Source organism: Micromonospora sp. NPDC006431, from assembly GCF_042870725.1.
Taxonomy (GTDB): domain Bacteria; phylum Actinomycetota; class Actinomycetes; order Mycobacteriales; family Micromonosporaceae; genus Micromonospora.
Window position 1 is genome coordinate 103,445 of record NZ_JBIAHQ010000016.1, and the last position, 18,878, is coordinate 122,322.

Below are 18,878 nucleotides of genomic sequence, written 5' to 3' on the forward strand. Positions count from 1 at the left end.
CGCAGCGGTCAACGGTCGAGGCGTTGCCAGCGGCGCGCGGACAGCGGCAGGAACACCGCGATGAGCAGCAGTGGCCAGGCGACGGCCAGGACGCCAGCGTGCTGGGCGGGCCAGGTGTCGGCGCCCCAGCCGGGGTTGCCGAACAGGTCCCGGCAGGCGGCCACGGTGGCCGACAGCGGGTTCCAGGCGGCGATGGCGGCCAGCCAACCGGGCATGGTGGCCGGGGCGACGAAGGCGTTGGAGGCGAAGCCGAGCGGCCAGACCAGGATCTGCAGCGCGGCCACCGCCTCGGGACGGCGCAGCAGCAACGCCAGGTAGACCCCGACCCAGATCATCGCGAAGCGCAGGAGCAGCAGCAGCGCCACCGCGGCGGACGCCGCGGTGGGGCCGCGGTGCGGCTGCCAGCCGACCAGGGCGCCGCAGCAGAGCACGACCGCGAGGGCCGCCGCGGCGTGCAGCAGGTCGGCCAGGGCCCGCCCGGTCACCACGGCGCTGCGGGCCGCCGGCAGCGCGCGGAACCGGTCGGTGACGCCGCGGGCGGCGTCGGTGGCCACCGCGGTGTACGTGGTCTCCACGCCGAACAGCATGGTCATGCCGAACATGCCGGGCAGCAGGAACTCGCGGTAGTCCGCGCCGTCGGGCACCGCCATGGCCCCGCCGAACAGGTAGCCGAACATCAGCACCAGCAGGACCGGGAAGAGCAGGACGACGATCACCTCGCCGGGGCGGCGGGCCCAGTGGGCGAGGGCCCGGCCGGTGAGGGTGGCGGTGTCGGCGGCCGCCCAGCGGGCCCGGCGCAGCGGCAGGACGCTCACGCCGCCACCTCCTGCCGGGTGTCGGTGAGCCGGAGGAAGACCTCGTCGAGGGTGGGGCGGCGGACGGCGACGTCGCCGACGGTCAGGCCGGCGGTGTCGAGTTCGCGCAGCACGGCGGCGAGCGCCGCGACCCGGTCGGTGACCGGCACGGTGAGCCGCAGGGCGGCCGGGTCGGTCGACGGTGGGCTGCCGGTGGCCGCGGTGACCGCCGCGACCGCCGCCGGCAGGTCGTCGGGGTGGTGCAGCAGCACGTCGATCCGGTCGCCGCCGAGGGTGGACTTGAGCGCGTCGGGGGTGCCGGCGGCGGTGACCCGGCCGTGGTCGACCACGCGGACGGTGTCGGCGAGCCGGTCGGCCTCCTCCAGGTATTGGGTGGTCAGCAGCACGGTGGTGCCGGCGGTGACGAGGTCGCGGACGGCGTCCCACACGTCGCTGCGGGCCCGCGGGTCGAGCCCGGTGGTGGGTTCGTCGAGGAAGAGCACCGGCGGGTCGGCGATCAGCGCGGCGGCCAGGTCGAGCCGGCGTCGGGTGCCGCCGGACCAGGTCGCCACCGGGCGGGCGGCGACGTCGGTGAGCCCGAAGCGGTCCAGCAGCTCGTCGGCCCGGGCCGCCGCGCGGGCCGGGGAGAGATGGTGCAGCCGGCCGAAGAGGACCAGGTTCTGCCGGCCGCCGAGGATCTCGTCGACGGCGGCGTGCTGGCCGACCAGGCCGATGTGGGCGCGGACCCGGTCGGCCTGCCGGCGGACGTCGAAACCGGCGACCCGGGCCGTGCCGGAGTCGGGGCGCAGCAGGGTGGTGAGGATGCGCACCAGGGTGCTCTTGCCGGCCCCGTTGGGGCCGAGCACGGCGCAGACCGAGCCGGCCGGCACGGTGAGGTCGACGTCGTCGAGCGCCACCAGATCGCCGTACGTCTTGCGTAGTGCCTCGGTCTCGATCGCCGGCCCGTCACGTCGCACGATGCCCTCCCATTGTTGTGGTACGCCGTATCGTACGCCGTACGGTACGAGCGATGGGTACAGTCGGCGGGTGACCACGGAGTACAGCGGCACCGGCGACCCGGCGCGTAGCCTCGCCCTGCTCTGGCGGACCCGGGAGAAGCCCAGCCGCAAGGGCGGCGACCTCACCGTCGACCGGATCGTGCGGGCCGCCATCGAGGTCGCCGACGCCGAAGGGCTGGCGGCGCTGTCCATGCGCCGCGTCGCCGAGCGGCTCGGCGTGGGCACCATGACCCTCTACACCCACGTGCCCGGCAAGGGTGAACTGCTCGACGTCATGCTCGACACCGTCTACGGCGAGACCACCCGCCCCGAGGACGTGCCCGGCGGCTGGCGCGGCCGCCTCGAGCACATCGCCCGGGAGAACCGGGCGCTGTACCTGCGCCACCCCTGGCTGCTGCAGGTCGCCACCACCCGCCCGCCGCTGGGCCCGCACGTGATCGCCAAGTACGAGTACGAGCTGCGCGCCGTCGACGGCATCGGCCTGACCGACCTCGAGATGGACGCCGTGGTCACCCTCGTCGACGGCTACGTCCACGGCGCGGTACGCGGCGCCGTCGAGGCGGCCCAGGCCGCGTCCCGCACCGGGCTGACCGAGCAGCAGTGGTGGTACGCGCACGCGCCGTACCTGGAGAAGGTCCTCGACCCGCGCCGGTTCCCCGTCGCCGCCCGGGTGGGCACGACCGCCGGCGAGGAGTACCAGGCCGCCGGCGACCCGGCCCGCGCCTTCGAGTTCGGGCTGGCCCGCATCCTCGACGGCATCGAGGTGCTGATCCGGGACCGGCCGGCCGGGCGGGTGGGCGCGACCGGAGAGGTAACGGGCGGTTAGCCTTCCGGGCATGACTATGCGCCCGATCCGGATCATCGGCGACCCCGTGCTGCGTACCCCGTGCGAGCCGGTGACCAGCTTCGACGCCGAGCTGCGCGCGCTCGTGCAGGATCTGATGGACACGCTGCTCGGCGCGCCCGGCCGCGCCGGGGTGGCCGCCCCGCAGATCGGGGTGAGCGCGCAGGTGTTCGTCTACGCCGCCGACGGCCACCGCGGCCACCTGATCAACCCGAGGCTGGAGCTGTCCACGGAGCTGCAGGACGACGACGAGGGCTGCCTGTCCATCCCCGGGCTGTACTTCCCGACCGCGCGGGCGATGCACGCCACCGCGCACGGCTTCGACCAGCACGGCCAGCCGCTGACCATCTCCGGCAGCGGGTTCCTGGCCCGGGCCCTGCAGCACGAGACCGACCACCTGCACGGCCGCCTGTACGTGGACACGCTGCGCGGCGACACCCGCCGCCGGGCGTTGCGGGAGATCCGGGCCGGGCGGTTCGACTCGCCCAGCCGGGGGCTGTGACGACGCGGGGGTGGCCGTCCGGCCACCCCCGCGTCCACTCACCGGCTCACTTCGGCGGCGGGGCCACCAGGCAGGTCGCGGTCGAGGTGTTCCCGGCGTCGTCGACGCCGGTGATCACCGCGTCGCCGCGCAGCGTGACCTTGTAGTCGATGTCGCCGGCGCCGTCCTTGACCCGGGACTGCGCCCCTGGCGCCTGCACCAGCTTGATCTTCGTGCCGGCGGGGAACGGCCCGAACTTCACCGACGGGTCGGCGGCGTCCCCGATGTACACGTCCACCTTCGTGTCCACCACGTCGGTGGCGGTCAGCTGGTAGAACCCGTCCGGGTTGTAGGAGCCCGGAACGTTGCCGCCGCTCGGGTTGTTCGTCGGCACGCACCGCGTGGTCGGGGCGGTGGTGTCCACCACCCGCATCACCGCGGTGTCGCTGCCGGTGTTGCCGGCCGCGTCGGTGGCGGTGCAGGTGACCGTGCTGGCGCCCAGCGGGAAGGTGCTGCCGGGCGGCGGCGCGCACGTCGGGGTCAGCGGCCCGTCGACGTTGTCGGTCGCGCTGGCCGGGTAGTTGATCACCGCGCCGGCGGGGCTGGTCGCCTCGACCGTCCGGTCGTCGACGACCACCGTCGGCGGGGTGACGTCGTTGACCTTCACGCTGATGTGCTCGACGAACTCCGGCCCGCCGGAGAGTCCGTTGAGCAGGAAGTCCACCGTGCAGTGCAGGGTGGCGCCCTGGGCGGCGTTCCCGGCCACCGTGATGGTCTCGGCGAACGGCACGTCGCTGCCGCTCTGCTGGGTCCGCGACGCGGCGTCGAAGCTCACCGACAGGCCCGGGTCGCAGGAGGTCGCGGTCGGGGTGACGGTGACGTCCAGGTTCCGCAGCCCGTTCAGGATGGCCGCGGTCACCGTGTCCGGGGCGCTGCCGACGACCTGGCCGCCGGTGGCGGCGGCCACGCTGCTGGCCTGGCCGGCGGCGTCCAGCCCGCCGCCCCCGCCGCTGACGTTGACGGCGAGCAGCCGGGCGGCGTCGGCCTGCAGCGCGGCGGTGGCCTGCGCGAGGGTGTGTCCGGCGCTGGGGTCGTGGCTGGGAGCGTCACCGACCAGCACCACGATCCGGCTGCTGCCCGACCGGTAGGCGATGCCGCCGTCGGAGACCTGGAACAGGGCGTTCACCCACGCCTCCGGGGTGTCGCCACCGCCGGCGGCGGCCAGCCCGTCCACGGCGGTCTGCAGGGCGGTGGCGTCGGCGGTGAGGTCCTGCCGGACCCGGAACAGCTCCGGCCCGTCCCCCTCGTCCCGGTAGGAGGCGACCGCGAACTCGGCGCTGGGCTGTGCGGTGCGGACGTTGGTGATCACCTGCTGGAGGTTGGTCCGGACGTTGGCGATCGCCGGGCCCATGCTGCCGGTCGTGTCGACCAGCAGCACCACGTCGGGCTTCGGCGGGATCGGCGGCGTCGAGACCACCTTGCTGATCGGGATCGTCGCGCCCGGATCGGCGGACCGGTCCACCGTGCCCGGGTCGACCCCCGGGGCCGCCCAGGCGGGGGCCGCCACCGCGGTCACCATCGCGGCCACGGCGGCGACGGTCACCCCCCTGGCGCGCCCGCGGGCCACTGCTGTCAAACCCATCGTGTCTCCTTCGACTCCGCCGCGCCCGCCCCGGACGCGGCCTCGAAGCAGACGCTAGGGGCCCGGCCGACCCTGGCCGGTCCGACACATGCCCAGGTCAGCGTCGGGTTGTTGACCCGGCGTGGCGGCTGGACAGGGCAGACTGGCCGGCCGCGCCGTCACGGGCGGCGGCGCAGCGCGCACTCGCTGAAGTCGGCGACCCGGGTGAAGCCGAGCCGCTCGTAGAGGCGCACGGCGGCGGTGTTGTCGGCCCGGACGTTGAGCGTCACATGCTCGACGCGCGTCCGCAGCCGGGCGCAGAGCGCGGCCACGGCGACGCCGGCCAGGCCACGGCCGCGGGCCCGGGGGTGGGTGGTGACGTTGCCCAGGGCGGCCACCCGCCAGGTGGGGGACCAGACGTGCACCCCGGCCACGGTGACCAGCTCGCCGGCCTCCCGGATCCCCACGTACTGGCCGGTGTCCAGCATCCGCGGGTCGAACCAGTTGCCCGGATAGGCGACCGCGTAGAGGTCGAGCAGCGCCGGCAGGTCGGACCGGTCGAGCACCTCCCCGGCGGCGGTGGCCCGGGCCAGCCGGTCCGGGTCGGTCAACGCCATCCGGTGGTGCACCGCGGCGTCGGACACCTCGTACCAGCGGGCGACGGTGGCGTCCAGGCCGGGGGAGAGGTGCGCCCACAGCCGGGCCGGCAGCACCGGCGCGAGCTCGCCCAGCAGCGCCGCCAGCTCCCCGGTCCGCTCCGGGGTGGTGAACGCCAGCAGCGTCGGCAGGTCGACGCCGTGGTAGAGCAACGCCACCTGGTCGCCCCGGCGGTACCACGACGTGTAGGGCCAGAAGAAGTCGTCCAGGTCGCCCAGCTGGTAGGCGTGCAGCACCGGGTCCCGGCCCAGCAGGTCGGCCAGGACGGTCCGGTCGTGTTCGGCGCGTACGGGCATCCGCCGATGATCACACGGCGGCGGTCAGCAGCCGCCGGGGCGTCCCGGCTCGGCGGGCAGGTGGTCGTGGGCCCAGCGGGCCAGGGCGTCCAGGGCCGGCAGCAGCGCGGCTCCCCGGTCGGTGAGCTGGTAGCTGACCCCGACCGGCGGCCCCTCCCGCACGGTGCGGGAGACCAGGCCCACCCGGCACAGCTCACCGAGTCGGTCGGACAGCACCGACTCGCTGATCCCGGGCAGCGCCCGGGCCAGCTCCGCGAAGCCGGCGGGCCCGTTGGCGAGGGTGCCCAGCAGCACCCCGTTCCACCGCTTGCCGAGGAACGCGAAGGCCCGGGCCAACCCCCCGTCGCAGGAACGGGGCGTGTGGTCCACCTGGGGCCTCGTCGTCATGCCCTCAGGATACGCGCTACGCTCGCCGCGCAAGGCACTACTAAAAAGCTAGCTGCTCCCATGGGTGGAGTAGCACCGCTGAAGCGAGGACCCATGAGCGACCTGATCACCCTGCACCCCGAGGCGCAGGCCCTGCTGTTCACCGACGCCCGCACCGCCAACACGTTCACCGACGAACCGGTCAGCGACGCGCAGCTGCGCACCATCCACGAGCTCGCCAAGTACCCGCCCACCGCCGCCAACACCCAGCCGCTGCGGGTGCTGTTCCTCCGCGACGGCGAGCCCCGCGAACGGCTGCTCACCCACATGAACGAGGGCAACCGCGCCAAGACCGCCACCGCGCCGGTCGTCGCCGTCCTCGCCGCCGACACCGACTTCCACGAATTCGTCCCGCGGGTCTTCCCGATCCGCCCGCAGATGCGCGACGCCCTCGCCGAGGACCCCGCCGGCCGCGAGCAGATGGCCCGGTTCAACGCCACCCTGCAGATCGGCTACTGGCTGCTCGCCGTCCGCGCCGCCGGCCTGGCCGCCGGACCGATGGGCGGCTTCGACGCCGCCGGCGTCGACAAGGAGTTCTTCGCCGACAGCAGTTGGCGGTCCCTGCTCGTGGTCAACATCGGCAAGCCCGGCCCGGACGCCTGGTTCCCCCGGCTGCCCCGCCTCGACTACGACGAGGTCGTCCGGCACGCCTGAGCCGACGTGGTGGCGGGCCGGCTCAGCCGGCCCGCCACTGGTCGTAGCCCAGCTTCGCCACCAGGGCCAGCACCACCACCAGCAGCACCACCCGGACGAAACCGGCGCCGCGCCGCAGCGCCATCCGCGCGCCCAGCGCGGCACCGGCGACGTTGCACACCGCCATCGCCGCCCCGAGCAGCCACCACACGTGCCCGGTGGCCGCGAACACCACCAGCGCGCCCAGGTTGGTGCCCGCGTTGACCACCTTCGCCATCGCCGAACCCTGCACGAAGTCCGCGCCGATCAGCGCGGTGAACGCCAACACCAGGAACGTGCCCGTGCCCGGGCCGATCAGGCCGTCGTAGAGGGCGATGCCCACCCCGGCCACCGCCACCGCGGCCGTCAACCGCGCCGGCGTACGCCGATGCGGGTACGACACCACGCCCAGCCGCGGCCGGGTCAGCACGAACACCGCCACCGCGAGCAGCACCACCAGCACCACCGGCCGGTACGCGCCCGCCGGGACCGCCCCCGCCAGCGCCGCGCCCAACCCGGCGGTCAGCACGGCCAGCCCGGCCGCCGGCCCGGCCACCGCCCAGTCCAGCTTGGTGCGCCGCGCGTACGTCATCGCCGCGGTGGAGGTGCCGAAGATCGCGGCCAGCTTGTTGGTGCCCAACGCCGTGGCCACCGGCACGCCCGGCGCGGCCATCAGCAGCGCCGGCAGCAGCAACAGCCCGCCACCACCGACCACCGCGTCCACCCAGCCCGCCATGGCCGCCACGGTCAGCAGGGTGGTCAACGACAGAGGGTCCACGGGCGGCCATTCTTCCCACCGCCGCCGCCCCGACGAGAGCCGCTGTGGCCAGGCTCACCGCCGGCTCAGCGACCCCGGCGCCGCCGCAACCACAGGCCCGCCGCCGCCACCGCCACGAACACCAGGATCGAACAGACCAACGCCTTCAGCACCGGGCAAGCCTGCCACGGCGACGTAGGGTGTGCAGGTGCGCCTGGCCACGTTCAATCTGCTGCACGGCCGGTCCCTCACCGACGGACTCGTCGACCCCGACCGGCTCGCCGCCGCCGTCACCGCACTCGACGCCGACGTCCTCGCCCTGCAGGAGGTCGACCGCGACCAGTCCCGCAGCGGCAAGCTCGACCTCACCGCCATCGCCGCCCGCGCCCTCGACGCCCCCGAGCACCGGTTCGCCGCCGCCGTCGTCGGCACCCCCGGCGAAGGGTTCCGCCCGCTGACCCACGACGACGACGGCCACGGCGAACCCTGCTACGGGGTGGGGCTGGTCAGCCGCCACCCGGTCCGCTCCTGGCAGGTCACCCGGCTGCGCCCGGCCCCCGTACGCTCCCCGGTCTACGTTCCCGGGCCCGGCGGCGGGCTGGTGCTGCTGCGCGACGAACCCCGGGTGGTCCTCGCCGCCGTGCTGGACACCCCGTACGGGCCGCTCACCGTCGCGGCCACCCACCTGTCGTTCGTCCCCGGCTGGAACGTGCTGCAACTGCGCCGCGTCGTGCGGGCGCTGCGCACCCTGCCCGCCCCGCGGATCCTGCTCGGCGACCTGAACCTGCCCGCCGGCCCCGCCGCCGTGCTGTCCCGGTGGCGTCCCCTCGGGCGGCGACCCACCTACCCGGCCGGGCAGCCCCGCGTCCAGCTCGACCACATCCTCGCCGACCGGCAGGGCCGGGACCGGTTGCCGCCCGTCACCGCCGTCGACACCCCGCTGTCCACCATCTCCGACCACCGGCCGCTGCTGGTCGACCTCGGCTGAGGCGTGCGGGGCACCTCTACCGTCGGGGAGGCGCGCGGCGCGACGGAACACCCAAACCCGTCCGGCCGCCCGGCGCCCGTGATAGCGATGGGACGTCGAGGGGAGGGGCCAGCCATGTCGCTGACCGGCCTGCCGCTGCTCATCACGATCGGGGTCATCGCCGCCGGCGCCGCCGCCGGCACCGCCCGCACCTGGCGCCGCCACGGCCGCTGGCAGGCCCTCACCCGACCCGTCGCCGTCCTGCTCACCGAGGTCCTCGCCCTGCTGGCCGTCGGCCTCGCCGTCAACCGCGCCGAAGGGTTCTATCCCACCTGGGGCGACCTGCTGCCCGCCGGCGTCGCCCGCCACGACACCGACCCCACCCGGCCCGGGCGCCTCGACCGCTGGATCAGCGGCCGGGCCGGCGCGGCCCCCACCACCCCGGTCGCCTTCCCGTGGCACCCGCCGCGCGGCGGTCGCTGGCCCGTCACCGCCACCCCGACCGTGGTCGTCCCCGCCGACTACCCGCAGCACCCCACCCGCCGGTACCCGGTGATCGCCGTCCTGGCCGACCACACCACCGGCGCCGGGGAGGCCACCGCCGCCCGCACGGTCCAGGCGGACACCGGCCCGGTGATCGTCGTCTTCACCCACCTGCGGCCCACCGCCGCCCCGACCGTCCTCACCGAGGCCCTGCCCGCCGGCCTCGCCCGCGACCTGCGGGTCACCAGCCACAGCTGGGCGCTGATCGCCCCGGCCGACCTGGCCGGGCTCGCCGGGGCCGTGGTCCGCGCCGCACCCACCCGCTATCCCGCCCTCGCCCTCGTCGACGACGCGCCGGAGCCCGGCGGCGTCGCCGTGCCGGCCGACCTGCCCGCCACGGAGACCGTCGCCGTCATCGGCGCGGCCACCCACCAGCCCGGCCGCCCCGCCGACCGGCTGCCCACCGCGCTGCGCTGGGCCTGCCGGCAGACACCCGCACCCCTGGGCGGGCCCGCGCCGCTGATCCCGCCGCCCCCGCAGGCCGGCTCCCCGACCGGCGGACGGTGACCGTGGCCCCCGACAGCCTCGCCGCCGCGCTCACCGCCACCAGCGTCGCGGTGGCCGCCGCCGTGCTGCTGTCCGCGTTCTGGGACCGCGGGGCCGGGGCCCGCCGCGTCGCCGGGCGCGCCGCCACGGCGCTGCTGTGCCTGCTCACCGCCGTCGCCGCCGCCGGGATCTGGGTCAACCGGCAGGTCGACACCTGGACCAGCTGGTCGGCGCTGCTCGGCCGCGACCCCGCCGCCGACGCCACCGCACCCGCCGCCGGCCCCGGCGGGGGACGGGTCGTCACCCTCACCGTCGCCGGCGCCGCCAGCGGTCTCACCCTCCACGTCGCCGCCTACCTGCCCGCCGCCTACGACCGGCAGCCCACCGAACGGTTCCCCGTCGTCGAGGCGCTGCACGGCTACCCCGGCTCACCCGCCGCCTGGCTCAACCGCCTCGCCGCCGCCCGGCACCTCGACCAGGAGATCAGCGCGGGCCGGATGGCGCCCACCGTCGTGCTGTTCCCCCCGCAGACCCCCAGCCCGCTGCTGGACACCGAATGCACCAACCTGGTTCACGGGCCGCAGGCGGAGACGTTCCTCACCGTCGACGTGCCGGCGGCCGCCGCGGCCCAGCTGCGGGTGCGCACCGACCGGGCCGGCTGGGGGCTGATCGGCTACTCCGCCGGCGGCTACTGCGCCACCAACCTGGCCCTGCGCCACCCCGACCGGTACGCCGCCGCCGCCAGCCTCTCCGGCTACGCCGACCCCGGCATCACCGTCGGCGACGGCAGCGAACACACCCTCAACGACGACCGGTGGCGGCTGCGGCACCTGCCCCCACCGGCCGTCGCCCTCTACCTGTCCAGCGGCCGCGCCGACCGCAAGGCCCACCACGACACCGAGACGCTGCGCTGCCTGGCCCGGGCGCCGCTGGCCGTCACCACCGCCTACGTCGACGGGGGCGGCCACAGCATGTCCGTCTGGGAAGCCGCCGAGGATCCCGCGTTCGACTGGCTCTCCGGCTGGCTGGGCCGCCCCGTCGCCGCCACCTGACGTGGGGCGGCGTCAGGCCATCCCGGCGGCCCGCTCCGCCGCCCGGACCGCGTTGCGGAACAGCATCGCCACCGTCGTCGGGCCCACCCCGCCGACCCGCGGCGTGATCGCCCCCGCCACCGCGGCACACGACTCGTCGACGTCCGGCAGCAGGCGCCGCCCCTCGTACCGCACGCCGCCGCCGACCACCACCGCGCCCGGGCGCACGTGCTCCGGCTGGATGATGCCCGGCACGCCCGCCGCCGCCACCAGGATCTCCGCCCGCCGCGTGTAGCGGGGCCAGTCCGCCACCCCGGTGTGCACCACCGTCACCGCCGCGTTGGCCGTGGGGCGCTTCTGCGCCAGCAGCATCGCCAGCGGCCGGCCCAACGTGGCGCCCCGGCCCAGGATCACCACCTCACGGCCCGACACCGGCACCCCGTGGTACGCCAGCAGCGCCTCGATGCCCGCCGGCGTGCACGGCAGCGGGCCCGGCAGGCCCAACGCCAGCCGGCCCATGTTCACCGGATGCATCCCGTCGACGTCCTTGTCCGGGTCGAGGACCTGCAACGCCCGGTCGTAGTCCAGGTGCCCCGGGATCGGATGCTGCACCAGCACCCCGTGCACGTCCTTGTCGGCGTTGAAGTCCGCCAGCACCGCGTGCAGGTCCGCCTGCGACGCCGAGGCGGGCAGGTGCACGTGCGGGGAGGCGAACCCCAGCTCCGCCGCCTGCTGCTGCTTGATCCGGATGTAGCCGGCGCTGGCGTCGTCGTCGCCCACCAGGACGGTCGCCAGGGCCGGGGTCACGCTGTCGGCGCGCAGCGCCTGCACGGCCTCGGTGACCTCCGCCAGCACCTGGTCCGCCACCGGTTTGCCGGACAGGATCCGGGCGGTCGTTTCCACAGAAGACATGGCTCACCTCGCCCGCGGAGGCCCAGGCGGTCGACCCCCGCGACGAGCTCCCCGATGGTTGCTGCCATCCCCGTGCCGCCAGTCGCGTCACGCTCAGCCTGCCACATCCCACCCGCCGACCGCACGCGACACCTCCCACCAGCCGGGCAGGGCCGCCAGCACCTCGTCGGCCCGCCGCCGCCGGTCGGCCGCCGAGGCCACCCCCAGGTCCGCCACCGCCGCCTCGAACGCCGGCCGCAACGCCACCTCCCGCGCTGGCGCGTCCGCGGCCAGGATCGTGTGGCAGCGGGCGTACGTCGCCACGATCCAGAACATCGCCTCCCGGTGCGCGCCCGCCGCGACCAGCTCCGCGCCGCCGTCCACCACCACCGGCCGGGCCGCCGGCGTGATGTCCGCACGGAAGACGAACGGCGTACGCGCCACGCGCGCCGCCTCGTCGAACGTCCGCGCCAGCCCCGCCAGATGCTCCCGGACCCGGGCGGGGGACACCCCACCGCCGTCCAGCCAGCCGAGCAGTTCGCGGTATCGGGCGGACAGCCCGTGCCCGGCCAGCACCTGCCGGGCCAGCACGTACCGGCGGCGGACCGTCGGGTCCCGCCGTGCCGCCACCACCGGCAGCAGCGCCGTCAGCGACGTGGGGAACAACCACGCGGTCACCTGGGTGTGCAGCGGCGCGGTGTCGTCCAGCCGCCGTAGCCCGTCCTCGACGCGCCGGCGTACCCCGGCGCACCGCCGCCGCACCCACCCCGGGTCGGTGAACCCGGCCGCCACCCGATCCCGGATCGCCGCCAGCCGGCCCGTGGGGTCCGCGATCACGGTGTCGGTGCGGAACATCGGCGCGTACACCCACGACCCGAGCACGTCGTCGGCCGACCCGAGGTCCGCCCAGGTCAGCTCGGTGACCTCCAGCAGCACCCCGCGGTGGCGGAACTTGCCCAGCTTCCCGCCCGGCCCGTCGCGCACCAGCAGGACGTCCACGTCGGACGACGCGGGCAGCACCGCCGGGTCCGGCAGCGCCACCGTGGAGCCGCTGAAGAACGCGCCCCGCACGGCCGGGTCGTGGCGCATCCGCTCGCGTACCCAGTCGACCGCCACCGCCTTCGCCGCGCCCACCCGCATCGGGCAATGCTGCCATGGCGGCGGCCGGTGGCTACGCCCCGGCGAGTGGGAACTCGTCGAACAGCACCACCCGGGCGGCCGGATCGGCGGTGTCGAAGCGATACGAGCGGACCAGTCCGTCGGCGGTGTCCAGCAGCGTGAACACGGTGATCTCGTTGCTCGCCACGTAGGGCAGGGCGGTGCCGTCCGGCCCGGTCAGCGGCGCGACGGTGGGCACGACCGGGGCCAACCCACCCGGGTCGCCCTGCTGGACGTACCCGTGCGGCAGCTCACGCGACCGGCCGGACGTGACGTCGTAGGCGCCGTAGCTGTTGCCGACGTTGGAGGTCTCCAGCCAGTGCACCCCGGCCGCGTTGCGGAACCGGTTCCACACGTGTGAGTGTCCGTTGAGGACCAGGTGGACCTGCGCCGCGCTGAGCAGCGGCTCGACGTCGCGCAGGATGTGGTCGTCGCCGAGCGGGTAGTGGTAGGTGATCCCACCCGGCCGCACCGTCGGCACCGGGTCGGTGAACGGCGGTGCGGAGTGGTGACCGAGCCCGTGGCTCGGGTGGTGGAACATCACCACCCGGTACCGGGCCGCCCGGGCCGCGGGCGACGCCAGGTCGTTCGCCAGCCAGCGGTACTGCGCCGAGCCGCGGGCGATCGGAGCGAAGATGAACTGGCCGTGCCCCCACCGCTGCGGGCGGTCGACGTCCTGTGCGGCCTCCTGGAACTTGCCCCGCCCGATCGGCTTCGGCGAACGCCACACCGCCGTGGCGAACAGGCTGATCAGATGGACGTCGCCGATCGTCCGTGACCACCAGCGCGGCCCGCCCGCGTCGCTGCGCGGCACCGGAAACAGCTCCCCGTAGCTGGTGACGTCCCAGTCGTCGGGCAGGGCGTCGTTGAACTGCTCCTCCAGCGAGCCGGTCTCCGACCAGCGCCCCATGACCTCGTGGTTACCGATGGCCGGGTACAGCGGGGTGTTCGGCAGGATCGGCGCACCCGGCCAGCGGCCGGCGGGCGCTGTCGAACCAGTCGCTGGCCCGATCCGCGACGTTGACCATGTCACCGGCCATCAGCACGCCGTCCAGGGCGATGCCGGCCGTCTCGCCGACCTTGGCCAGGTTCGCCGGGACCATCGGCATGAGCTGGTGATCGCTGGTCAGCAGCAGCCGGACCGGTCGCCCCGGCGGCACCGCCGGAGCAAGGGTATAGGTGGCCGTGACGTTGACCCGGCCGTCGTCGTCGATCGACACGACCCGGTACGGCGTGCGTCCGGCCGGCAGTCCGCCGACTCTGGCCAGCTGCCGGTACACCGGGCGCCGGGTCACCCCGGCGTACGTCCGGCCCGGCACCGACGATTCGGCGTCCTCCCGCATCCGCGACAGGGGCCGGGGCTCGGCGCCGAACCGCCGCCACCCGCCACCGGACTCGGCGGGGCCGGTCGCGGCGGCGTACGCCTCCTGCTCGGTCATCTCCGGCACGTCCGCACCGACCAGGACGACCTGGCACCGGCCGGCGCGCTCGGTGTGCCAGAGCACATGGATCCCGTCCGGCTGCGGGTCGAGCAGGTACGGCTCGCAGAGCAACGTCACCGCATGAGTATGAGTCGGGCCACGGTGAAGACCCACGTGGGCTGCCTGCGGGACAAGCTCGCCGCGCGATCGGGCGAAACTGATCATCGGCGGCTACGGGACCGGCCTGGTCGCATCGGCCGTACCGCGCCGCGGCGACCCCCGCGGACCCGGCGCTGTGCCCCCATGGGACCTGGACGCCACAGACGACGGGTAGCCGCCGACACGCCTGCATGGAGTCGCTGCCGGAATGCGACAATGGCTCAAGTGATCTCGATCTATCGCAGTGCCGCAGGGCGGGAGCAGGTCCGGCAGTGGTGTGCGGACCAGATAGCTGGGTCCGCGCTGTCGGCCGAGCGACTCGCCATCTCCACCAGCGTCGGTGACACCCACGTCCTTTCGTGCGCGCCGCAACAGCGGCCGGCAGTCATGGTGCTCCCCGGCACAAACTTCAACGCCGCGACCTGCCTACCTCTGGCCCAGGCATTGGCGGCGCGGTGGCCCACCTGGGTTCTGGATGTTCCCGGCCAGCCGGGCCTGTCCGCCGGCGAACGTCCACGCCGGACAGGACTCGCGTGGTATGGGAGATGGCTGGCCGAGGTGCTCGACCAGGCTGACACCGCCGGGGTGGTGCTGGTCGGCCATTCGCTCGGTGGCGGCATCGCCCTGGCCTGTCACTCATCGAAGATCACCGGCCGCGTCCTCATCGCGCCAGCCGGCCTTGCCCGGCTCAAGGTCAACACTGCGGTACTGGCGGCGACCGTGCCGTGGCTGGCCCACCCGACCGAGCAGCGCAGCGCCCGCCTACTGCGGCTCATGCACGGACCGGGACACCAACCCACGCGCCTCATGACCGAGTGGATGACGCTCGTCGCCGGCGCATGCCGCACCAGTCTGGCGCCATCCCCGCTGCCCCCGGCGATCCTGCGCCCGGCCAGGGGCGCACCACTGCTCGTGGCGACTGGCGAGTACGACACGTTTCTTCCGCCCGGACGCCTTGGCCCCGCAGCAGCCCGCCGTCTCGGCCTGACCCTGCGCACGATGCCCAACGGCGGTCACCTCGCCCCCGACGAGCAGCCCGACGGTGTGGTCCGGCTGGTGGAGGAGGTCATGTCCGGTCAGGGCGAACCCCCTACCGCCGCTGCTGTCTAGCGATAGCAACGGGCACGTCCCCGAACGTTCCACCTGAAGCTACGCCCGGGCCTGCCAGATCAACTGCTGCGACCTGACAGGCGTCACGAGCGAGCCGGACCCCGCCCGTGTCCGTTGAAGGATCGCCTAACGGACAAGATCGCGGCTTGGCGCATATTTCTGCGCCGATCCTTCCCGACCCCCTACCCATGCCGTCCCGACGATATGAAAACGACAACCGCTACCAACTATGCTCCGGGCCGTCCCACGATGTTGAGGAAGGCCCCATGCCCGTACCGCACCCGATCCGACGCACCGCCGCCATCTCGTCCGCGCTCGTCACCCTCGCCGCCGCCGGCTGCCTCGCCGGCCCCACCTCGAACGACACCATGGGGCAGCGGCTGCGCGTCGTCATGCTGCTGCCACCGCGCGCCGCGCTGTCCCCGCTCAGCGACGACGCCTTCAAACTCTCCCGCCTCGGCGTCGCCGAAGCACTCACCACCCTCGACACCGACGGCACACCCCAGCCCTCCCTGGCCCTGTCCTGGTCCCACACCGACGACCGGACCTGGCGGTTCACCCTGCGCGACGGCGTGCGGTTCCACGACGGCACCACCCTGGACGCCGAACGCGCCGCCCACTCCATCACCCGGGCGGCAACCGCCCGACCGAAACCACGCATCCTCGACGGCATCGAACTCACCGTCACCCCCGACGGACCGGCCACGCTCGTGGTGCGCACCGACACACCGGATCCGCTGCTGCCGCAGCGCCTGTCCAGCCCGCAACTGTCCATCCTGGCCGCCAAGGCGTACACCGGCGACACCGTCGACCCGCGGCAAGCCGGCACCGGCCCGTTCGTGCTCACCCACCTCCACGGCACGCAAGGCGCGACCCTGCAACGCTTCACCGGGCACTGGGCCGGGCCGGCCGCCGCGCCCGGCATCGACGTGTCCTTCGTCCCGGACGGCACCGCCCGCACCGCTGCGCTGCGCACCGGCACCGCCGACATCGTCGAGGCGGTGCCCGCCGCCCAGGCGATGCTGCTCCCCGCAGACACCTACCGCGAGGTGGCGATGCCCCGCACCAACACCCTCTACCTCAACACCCGACACGGGCCGTTCACCGACCCCGCCGTCCGCGCCGCCGCCCGCGCCGCGATCCGCCGCGACGACCTCGTCCGCGGGGTCTACGAGAACCGCGCCGACCCCGCCGTCGGGCTGCTCGGACCGGCACTGCCCTGGACGGCCGACCGACCCGCCCGCGCCCAGCATCCCGCCACCCCCGCAGCCGGCCGGAAGATCGTGCTGGCCACCTTCAGCGACCGCCCCGAACTGCCCGAAGTCGCCACCACCCTCGCCCAGCACCTGCAGGCCGCCGGCTTCACCGTCCAGCAGGTGGTCCGCGAATACGCCCACATCGAGGCCGACGCGCTCGCCGGCCGCTTCGACGCGTTCGTCCTCTCCCGCGCCACCATGCTCGACTCCGGCGACCCCGTCGCCTACCTGACCAGCGACTTCACCTGCCACGGCGGCTTCAACATCGCCCAACTGTGCGACCCCGCCGTCGACCGGGCCGTCGACCGGGCCGGCGCGGAGGCCGACCTCACCACCCGCCGCGCCCGGATCCTCGCCGCCGAGAAGACCATCCTGGAGACCGACGCCGCCGTGCCGCTGCTGCACGAACGCGTCATCCAGGGCAACCGGCCCGGCGTCGTCGACGCGGTGTTCGACCCCCGCGAGCGACTCCTCGTCGGCCGCACCACCCGCGTCACCCGATGACCGCCCACCCGACGCTGACCGCCGCCTCCCGACTCGCCGCGGCCGCCGCGCTCCTGACGTTGCTCAGCGTGCTGCCCTGGCTGTCCGGCCGGGACCCGGCCCGCAGCATCCTCCGCGCCCAGTACGGCGAACGCGAACCCGACCCCGCCGCGCTCACCGCGATCCGCGACCGGCTGCACCTCGACGACGGCCCGCTGACGCTGTCCCGCCGCTGGCTCACCGGACTCACCCACGGCGACCTGGGCACCTCGTGGGTGTCCGGCCACCCCGTCGCCCCCACCGTGTGGCAGGCCCTCGCAGTGTCGCTGACCCTCATGGGCGCCGCCCTCGCCGTCGCGCTCACCGTCGCCGCCCTGCTCACCAGCCGCCGCCTCAGGCACGGACACACCCGACCCCGCCCCGGCGGCACCGGCGCCGCCCTCGCCGCCGTACCCGAATTCCTACTCGGCACGCTGCTGCTGCTCACCGGGGCGGTCTGGCTGCGGTGGCTGCCACCGTTCGGCTGGTCGACCCCCGCACACCTCGTACTGCCCGCGCTCGCCCTCGGCATCCCCGCCGGCGGGCTGCTCGGCCGGCTCGCCGACGACGCCCTGCCCGGGGCGTACCGGGAACCCTGGGCACGCACCTGGCGTGCCGCCGGCCTGCCCTGGCGGACCCTCGCCCACGGCGCCCTACGCCGCTGCCTGCCCCCACTGTTCCCGCAACTCGCCCTCGTCGTCGTCGGCCTGGTCGGCGGCGCCGTCGCCGTGGAACTCCTCTTCGCGATCCCCGGACTGGGCCGCGTCGCCCTCGGCGCCGCCACCGCCCAGGACCTGCCCCTGCTGCAAGGCGCCGTGCTGACACTGCTCGCCGTCGCCACCACGGCCGGTGCGCTCGCCGCCACGGCCCACCGGCTGGCCCTCGGACCGGCCCGCACCGCCGCGGCGATCGCCGCACCACCGCCACCGGACCCGCCCACCCACCACCGCCGCTGGCTGCTGCCGGCCATTCTCGCCGGCCTGCTCGGGGCAACCACCCTGGCCGGACTCACCGGCGACCCGACCACCGTCGACCTGAACCTCCGCCTCACCGGGCCCACCCTCGACGCGCCGTTCGGCCACGACGCGCTCGGCCGCGACATCCTCGCCCGCCTCGGCCACGGCGCACTGCACACCATCGGCACCGCCACCGCCGTCAGCGCCCTCGCCCTCCTCACCGGCCTGGCCGCCGGCCTACTCCCGCGACTGTCCACCGGCGCCGTCGAGGTCGCCAACACCCTGCCGCCCGTGATCGCCGGGCTGCTGGTCGCGGCGGCCCTCGGGCCGAGCACCACCGGCGCCGCCATCGCGGTCGCCACCACCGCCTGGGCACCACTGGCCGCCCACACCGCAGCCCTCGTCCAGGAGGAACGCGCCAGCGGCCACGTACAGGCCAGCCGGATGCTCGGCGCCAGCCCCACCCGCATCCTCCGCACCCAGGTGCTGCCCGGAGTGCTGCCCGCGGTCACCCGACACGCCGTCCTGCGACTACCCGGGACCGCGCTGGCGATCGCCTCCCTCAGCTTCGTCGGACTCGGCGCCCAGCCACCCACCCCGGAATGGGGACTCCTGCTCGCCGAAGCCATGCCATACGTCGAACGTGCCCCCTGGGCCGCACTCGCCCCCGCCACCGCACTGGCGCTGCTCGGCGCGTTCGCCGTCACCACCGCCACCACCATCGGCACGCACGGGAGCCGGCCCCGCCCCGCCACCAGCTAGTCGGCGAGACGGCCGGACGCCACCAGCATCGCCCGCCCGCGCAGCCCGG

19 protein-coding genes and 1 riboswitch are annotated in these 18,878 nt (G+C 75.0%); of the genes, 9 read left to right on the forward strand and 10 right to left on the reverse strand.

The window, feature by feature from the left end:
- Positions 1-8 precede the first annotated feature (8 nt).
- On the reverse strand, positions 9-815 hold the full coding sequence (locus ACFYM6_RS24835) for an ABC transporter permease (RefSeq protein ID WP_387279143.1): 807 nt from the start codon (positions 813-815) through the stop codon (positions 9-11).
- A complete protein-coding gene (locus tag ACFYM6_RS24840; RefSeq protein WP_387279145.1) occupies positions 812-1,771 on the reverse strand; it encodes an ATP-binding cassette domain-containing protein in 960 nt (319 codons plus the stop codon). The genes ACFYM6_RS24835 and ACFYM6_RS24840 overlap by 4 nt, the downstream gene beginning before the upstream one ends.
- A gap of 70 nt (positions 1,772-1,841) precedes the next feature.
- On the opposite strand from ACFYM6_RS24840, the gene ACFYM6_RS24845 reads away from it, so the two are divergent.
- On the forward strand, positions 1,842-2,639 hold the full coding sequence (locus ACFYM6_RS24845; protein ID WP_387279146.1) for a TetR/AcrR family transcriptional regulator: 798 nt from the start codon (positions 1,842-1,844) through the stop codon (positions 2,637-2,639).
- A gap of 10 nt (positions 2,640-2,649) precedes the next feature.
- A complete protein-coding gene (gene def / locus ACFYM6_RS24850; RefSeq protein WP_387279148.1) occupies positions 2,650-3,159 on the forward strand; it encodes a peptide deformylase in 510 nt (169 codons plus the stop codon).
- Positions 3,160-3,205: 46 nt separating this feature from the next.
- Here the strand turns inward: def and ACFYM6_RS24855 are convergent, their stop codons facing one another.
- The 3 genes from ACFYM6_RS24855 to ACFYM6_RS24865 form a co-directional block, all read right to left on the reverse strand.
- Complete coding sequence (locus tag ACFYM6_RS24855) at positions 3,206-4,780, reverse strand: VWA domain-containing protein (RefSeq protein WP_387279150.1); 1,575 nt, start codon at positions 4,778-4,780, stop codon at positions 3,206-3,208.
- 158 nt (positions 4,781-4,938) lie between these two features.
- Positions 4,939-5,712, reverse strand: a complete 774-nt coding sequence (locus ACFYM6_RS24860; RefSeq protein WP_387279152.1) for a GNAT family N-acetyltransferase — start codon at positions 5,710-5,712, stop codon at positions 4,939-4,941.
- 24 nt (positions 5,713-5,736) lie between these two features.
- Positions 5,737-6,099 (reverse strand): winged helix-turn-helix transcriptional regulator, encoded by a 363-nt coding sequence (locus tag ACFYM6_RS24865; protein ID WP_387279154.1) that lies wholly within the window; start codon positions 6,097-6,099, stop codon positions 5,737-5,739.
- Between the two features lie 93 nt (positions 6,100-6,192).
- Between ACFYM6_RS24865 and ACFYM6_RS24870 the strand changes: the two genes are divergently transcribed.
- On the forward strand, positions 6,193-6,792 hold the full coding sequence (locus ACFYM6_RS24870; protein WP_357438614.1) for a malonic semialdehyde reductase: 600 nt from the start codon (positions 6,193-6,195) through the stop codon (positions 6,790-6,792).
- A 22-nt stretch (positions 6,793-6,814) separates the two neighbouring features.
- Here the strand turns inward: ACFYM6_RS24870 and ACFYM6_RS24875 are convergent, their stop codons facing one another.
- The gene (locus ACFYM6_RS24875) at positions 6,815-7,573 is read right to left on the reverse strand and encodes a sulfite exporter TauE/SafE family protein (RefSeq protein ID WP_387279156.1); all 759 of its coding nucleotides are present in this window, start codon (positions 7,571-7,573) and stop codon (positions 6,815-6,817) included.
- 202 nt (positions 7,574-7,775) lie between these two features.
- On the opposite strand from ACFYM6_RS24875, the gene ACFYM6_RS24880 reads away from it, so the two are divergent.
- From ACFYM6_RS24880 to ACFYM6_RS24890, 3 genes are all read left to right on the forward strand, one after another.
- Positions 7,776-8,555: an endonuclease/exonuclease/phosphatase family protein gene (locus tag ACFYM6_RS24880; protein WP_387279158.1), complete on the forward strand. Its 780-nt coding sequence runs from the start codon at positions 7,776-7,778 to the stop codon at positions 8,553-8,555.
- A 114-nt stretch (positions 8,556-8,669) separates the two neighbouring features.
- Positions 8,670-9,584 carry a hypothetical protein gene (locus tag ACFYM6_RS24885; protein ID WP_387279159.1) on the forward strand — a complete coding sequence of 305 codons (915 nt, stop codon included), beginning with the start codon at positions 8,670-8,672 and terminating at the stop codon, positions 9,582-9,584.
- Entirely contained in the window at positions 9,581-10,615 is a 1,035-nt protein-coding gene (locus ACFYM6_RS24890) for an alpha/beta hydrolase (protein WP_387279161.1), read from the forward strand. The genes ACFYM6_RS24885 and ACFYM6_RS24890 overlap by 4 nt, the downstream gene beginning before the upstream one ends.
- Positions 10,616-10,627: 12 nt before the next feature.
- Here the strand turns inward: ACFYM6_RS24890 and ACFYM6_RS24895 are convergent, their stop codons facing one another.
- The 4 genes from ACFYM6_RS24895 to ACFYM6_RS24910 form a co-directional block, all read right to left on the reverse strand.
- Positions 10,628-11,506, reverse strand: a complete 879-nt coding sequence (locus ACFYM6_RS24895) for a bifunctional 5,10-methylenetetrahydrofolate dehydrogenase/5,10-methenyltetrahydrofolate cyclohydrolase (protein ID WP_387279163.1) — start codon at positions 11,504-11,506, stop codon at positions 10,628-10,630.
- Positions 11,507-11,519: 13 nt separating this feature from the next.
- Positions 11,520-11,600: riboswitch (ZMP/ZTP riboswitch) on the reverse strand.
- Entirely contained in the window at positions 11,600-12,625 is a 1,026-nt protein-coding gene (locus ACFYM6_RS24900; protein WP_387279164.1) for a hypothetical protein, read from the reverse strand. It overlaps the preceding riboswitch by 1 nt.
- A 31-nt stretch (positions 12,626-12,656) precedes the next feature.
- On the reverse strand, positions 12,657-13,553 hold the full coding sequence (locus tag ACFYM6_RS24905; RefSeq protein ID WP_387279166.1) for a metallophosphoesterase family protein: 897 nt from the start codon (positions 13,551-13,553) through the stop codon (positions 12,657-12,659).
- 10 nt (positions 13,554-13,563) lie between these two features.
- Positions 13,564-14,202, reverse strand: a complete 639-nt coding sequence (locus ACFYM6_RS24910) for a hypothetical protein (RefSeq protein WP_387279167.1) — start codon at positions 14,200-14,202, stop codon at positions 13,564-13,566.
- 246 nt (positions 14,203-14,448) lie between these two features.
- Here ACFYM6_RS24910 and ACFYM6_RS24915 point away from each other — a divergent pair, with 246 nt between their 5' ends.
- The 3 genes from ACFYM6_RS24915 to ACFYM6_RS24925 all read left to right on the forward strand — a co-directional run bounded on the left by ACFYM6_RS24915 (position 14,449) and on the right by ACFYM6_RS24925 (position 18,829).
- Positions 14,449-15,333 carry an alpha/beta fold hydrolase gene (locus ACFYM6_RS24915; RefSeq protein WP_387279169.1) on the forward strand — a complete coding sequence of 295 codons (885 nt, stop codon included), beginning with the start codon at positions 14,449-14,451 and terminating at the stop codon, positions 15,331-15,333.
- 266 nt (positions 15,334-15,599) lie between these two features.
- Complete coding sequence (locus tag ACFYM6_RS24920) at positions 15,600-17,093, forward strand: ABC transporter substrate-binding protein (RefSeq protein WP_387279171.1); 1,494 nt, start codon at positions 15,600-15,602, stop codon at positions 17,091-17,093.
- Positions 17,090-18,829 carry an ABC transporter permease subunit gene (locus ACFYM6_RS24925; protein ID WP_387279173.1) on the forward strand — a complete coding sequence of 580 codons (1,740 nt, stop codon included), beginning with the start codon at positions 17,090-17,092 and terminating at the stop codon, positions 18,827-18,829. Before ACFYM6_RS24920 ends, ACFYM6_RS24925 begins: the two co-directional genes overlap by 4 nt.
- The last annotated feature ends 49 nt before the right edge of the window (positions 18,830-18,878 follow it).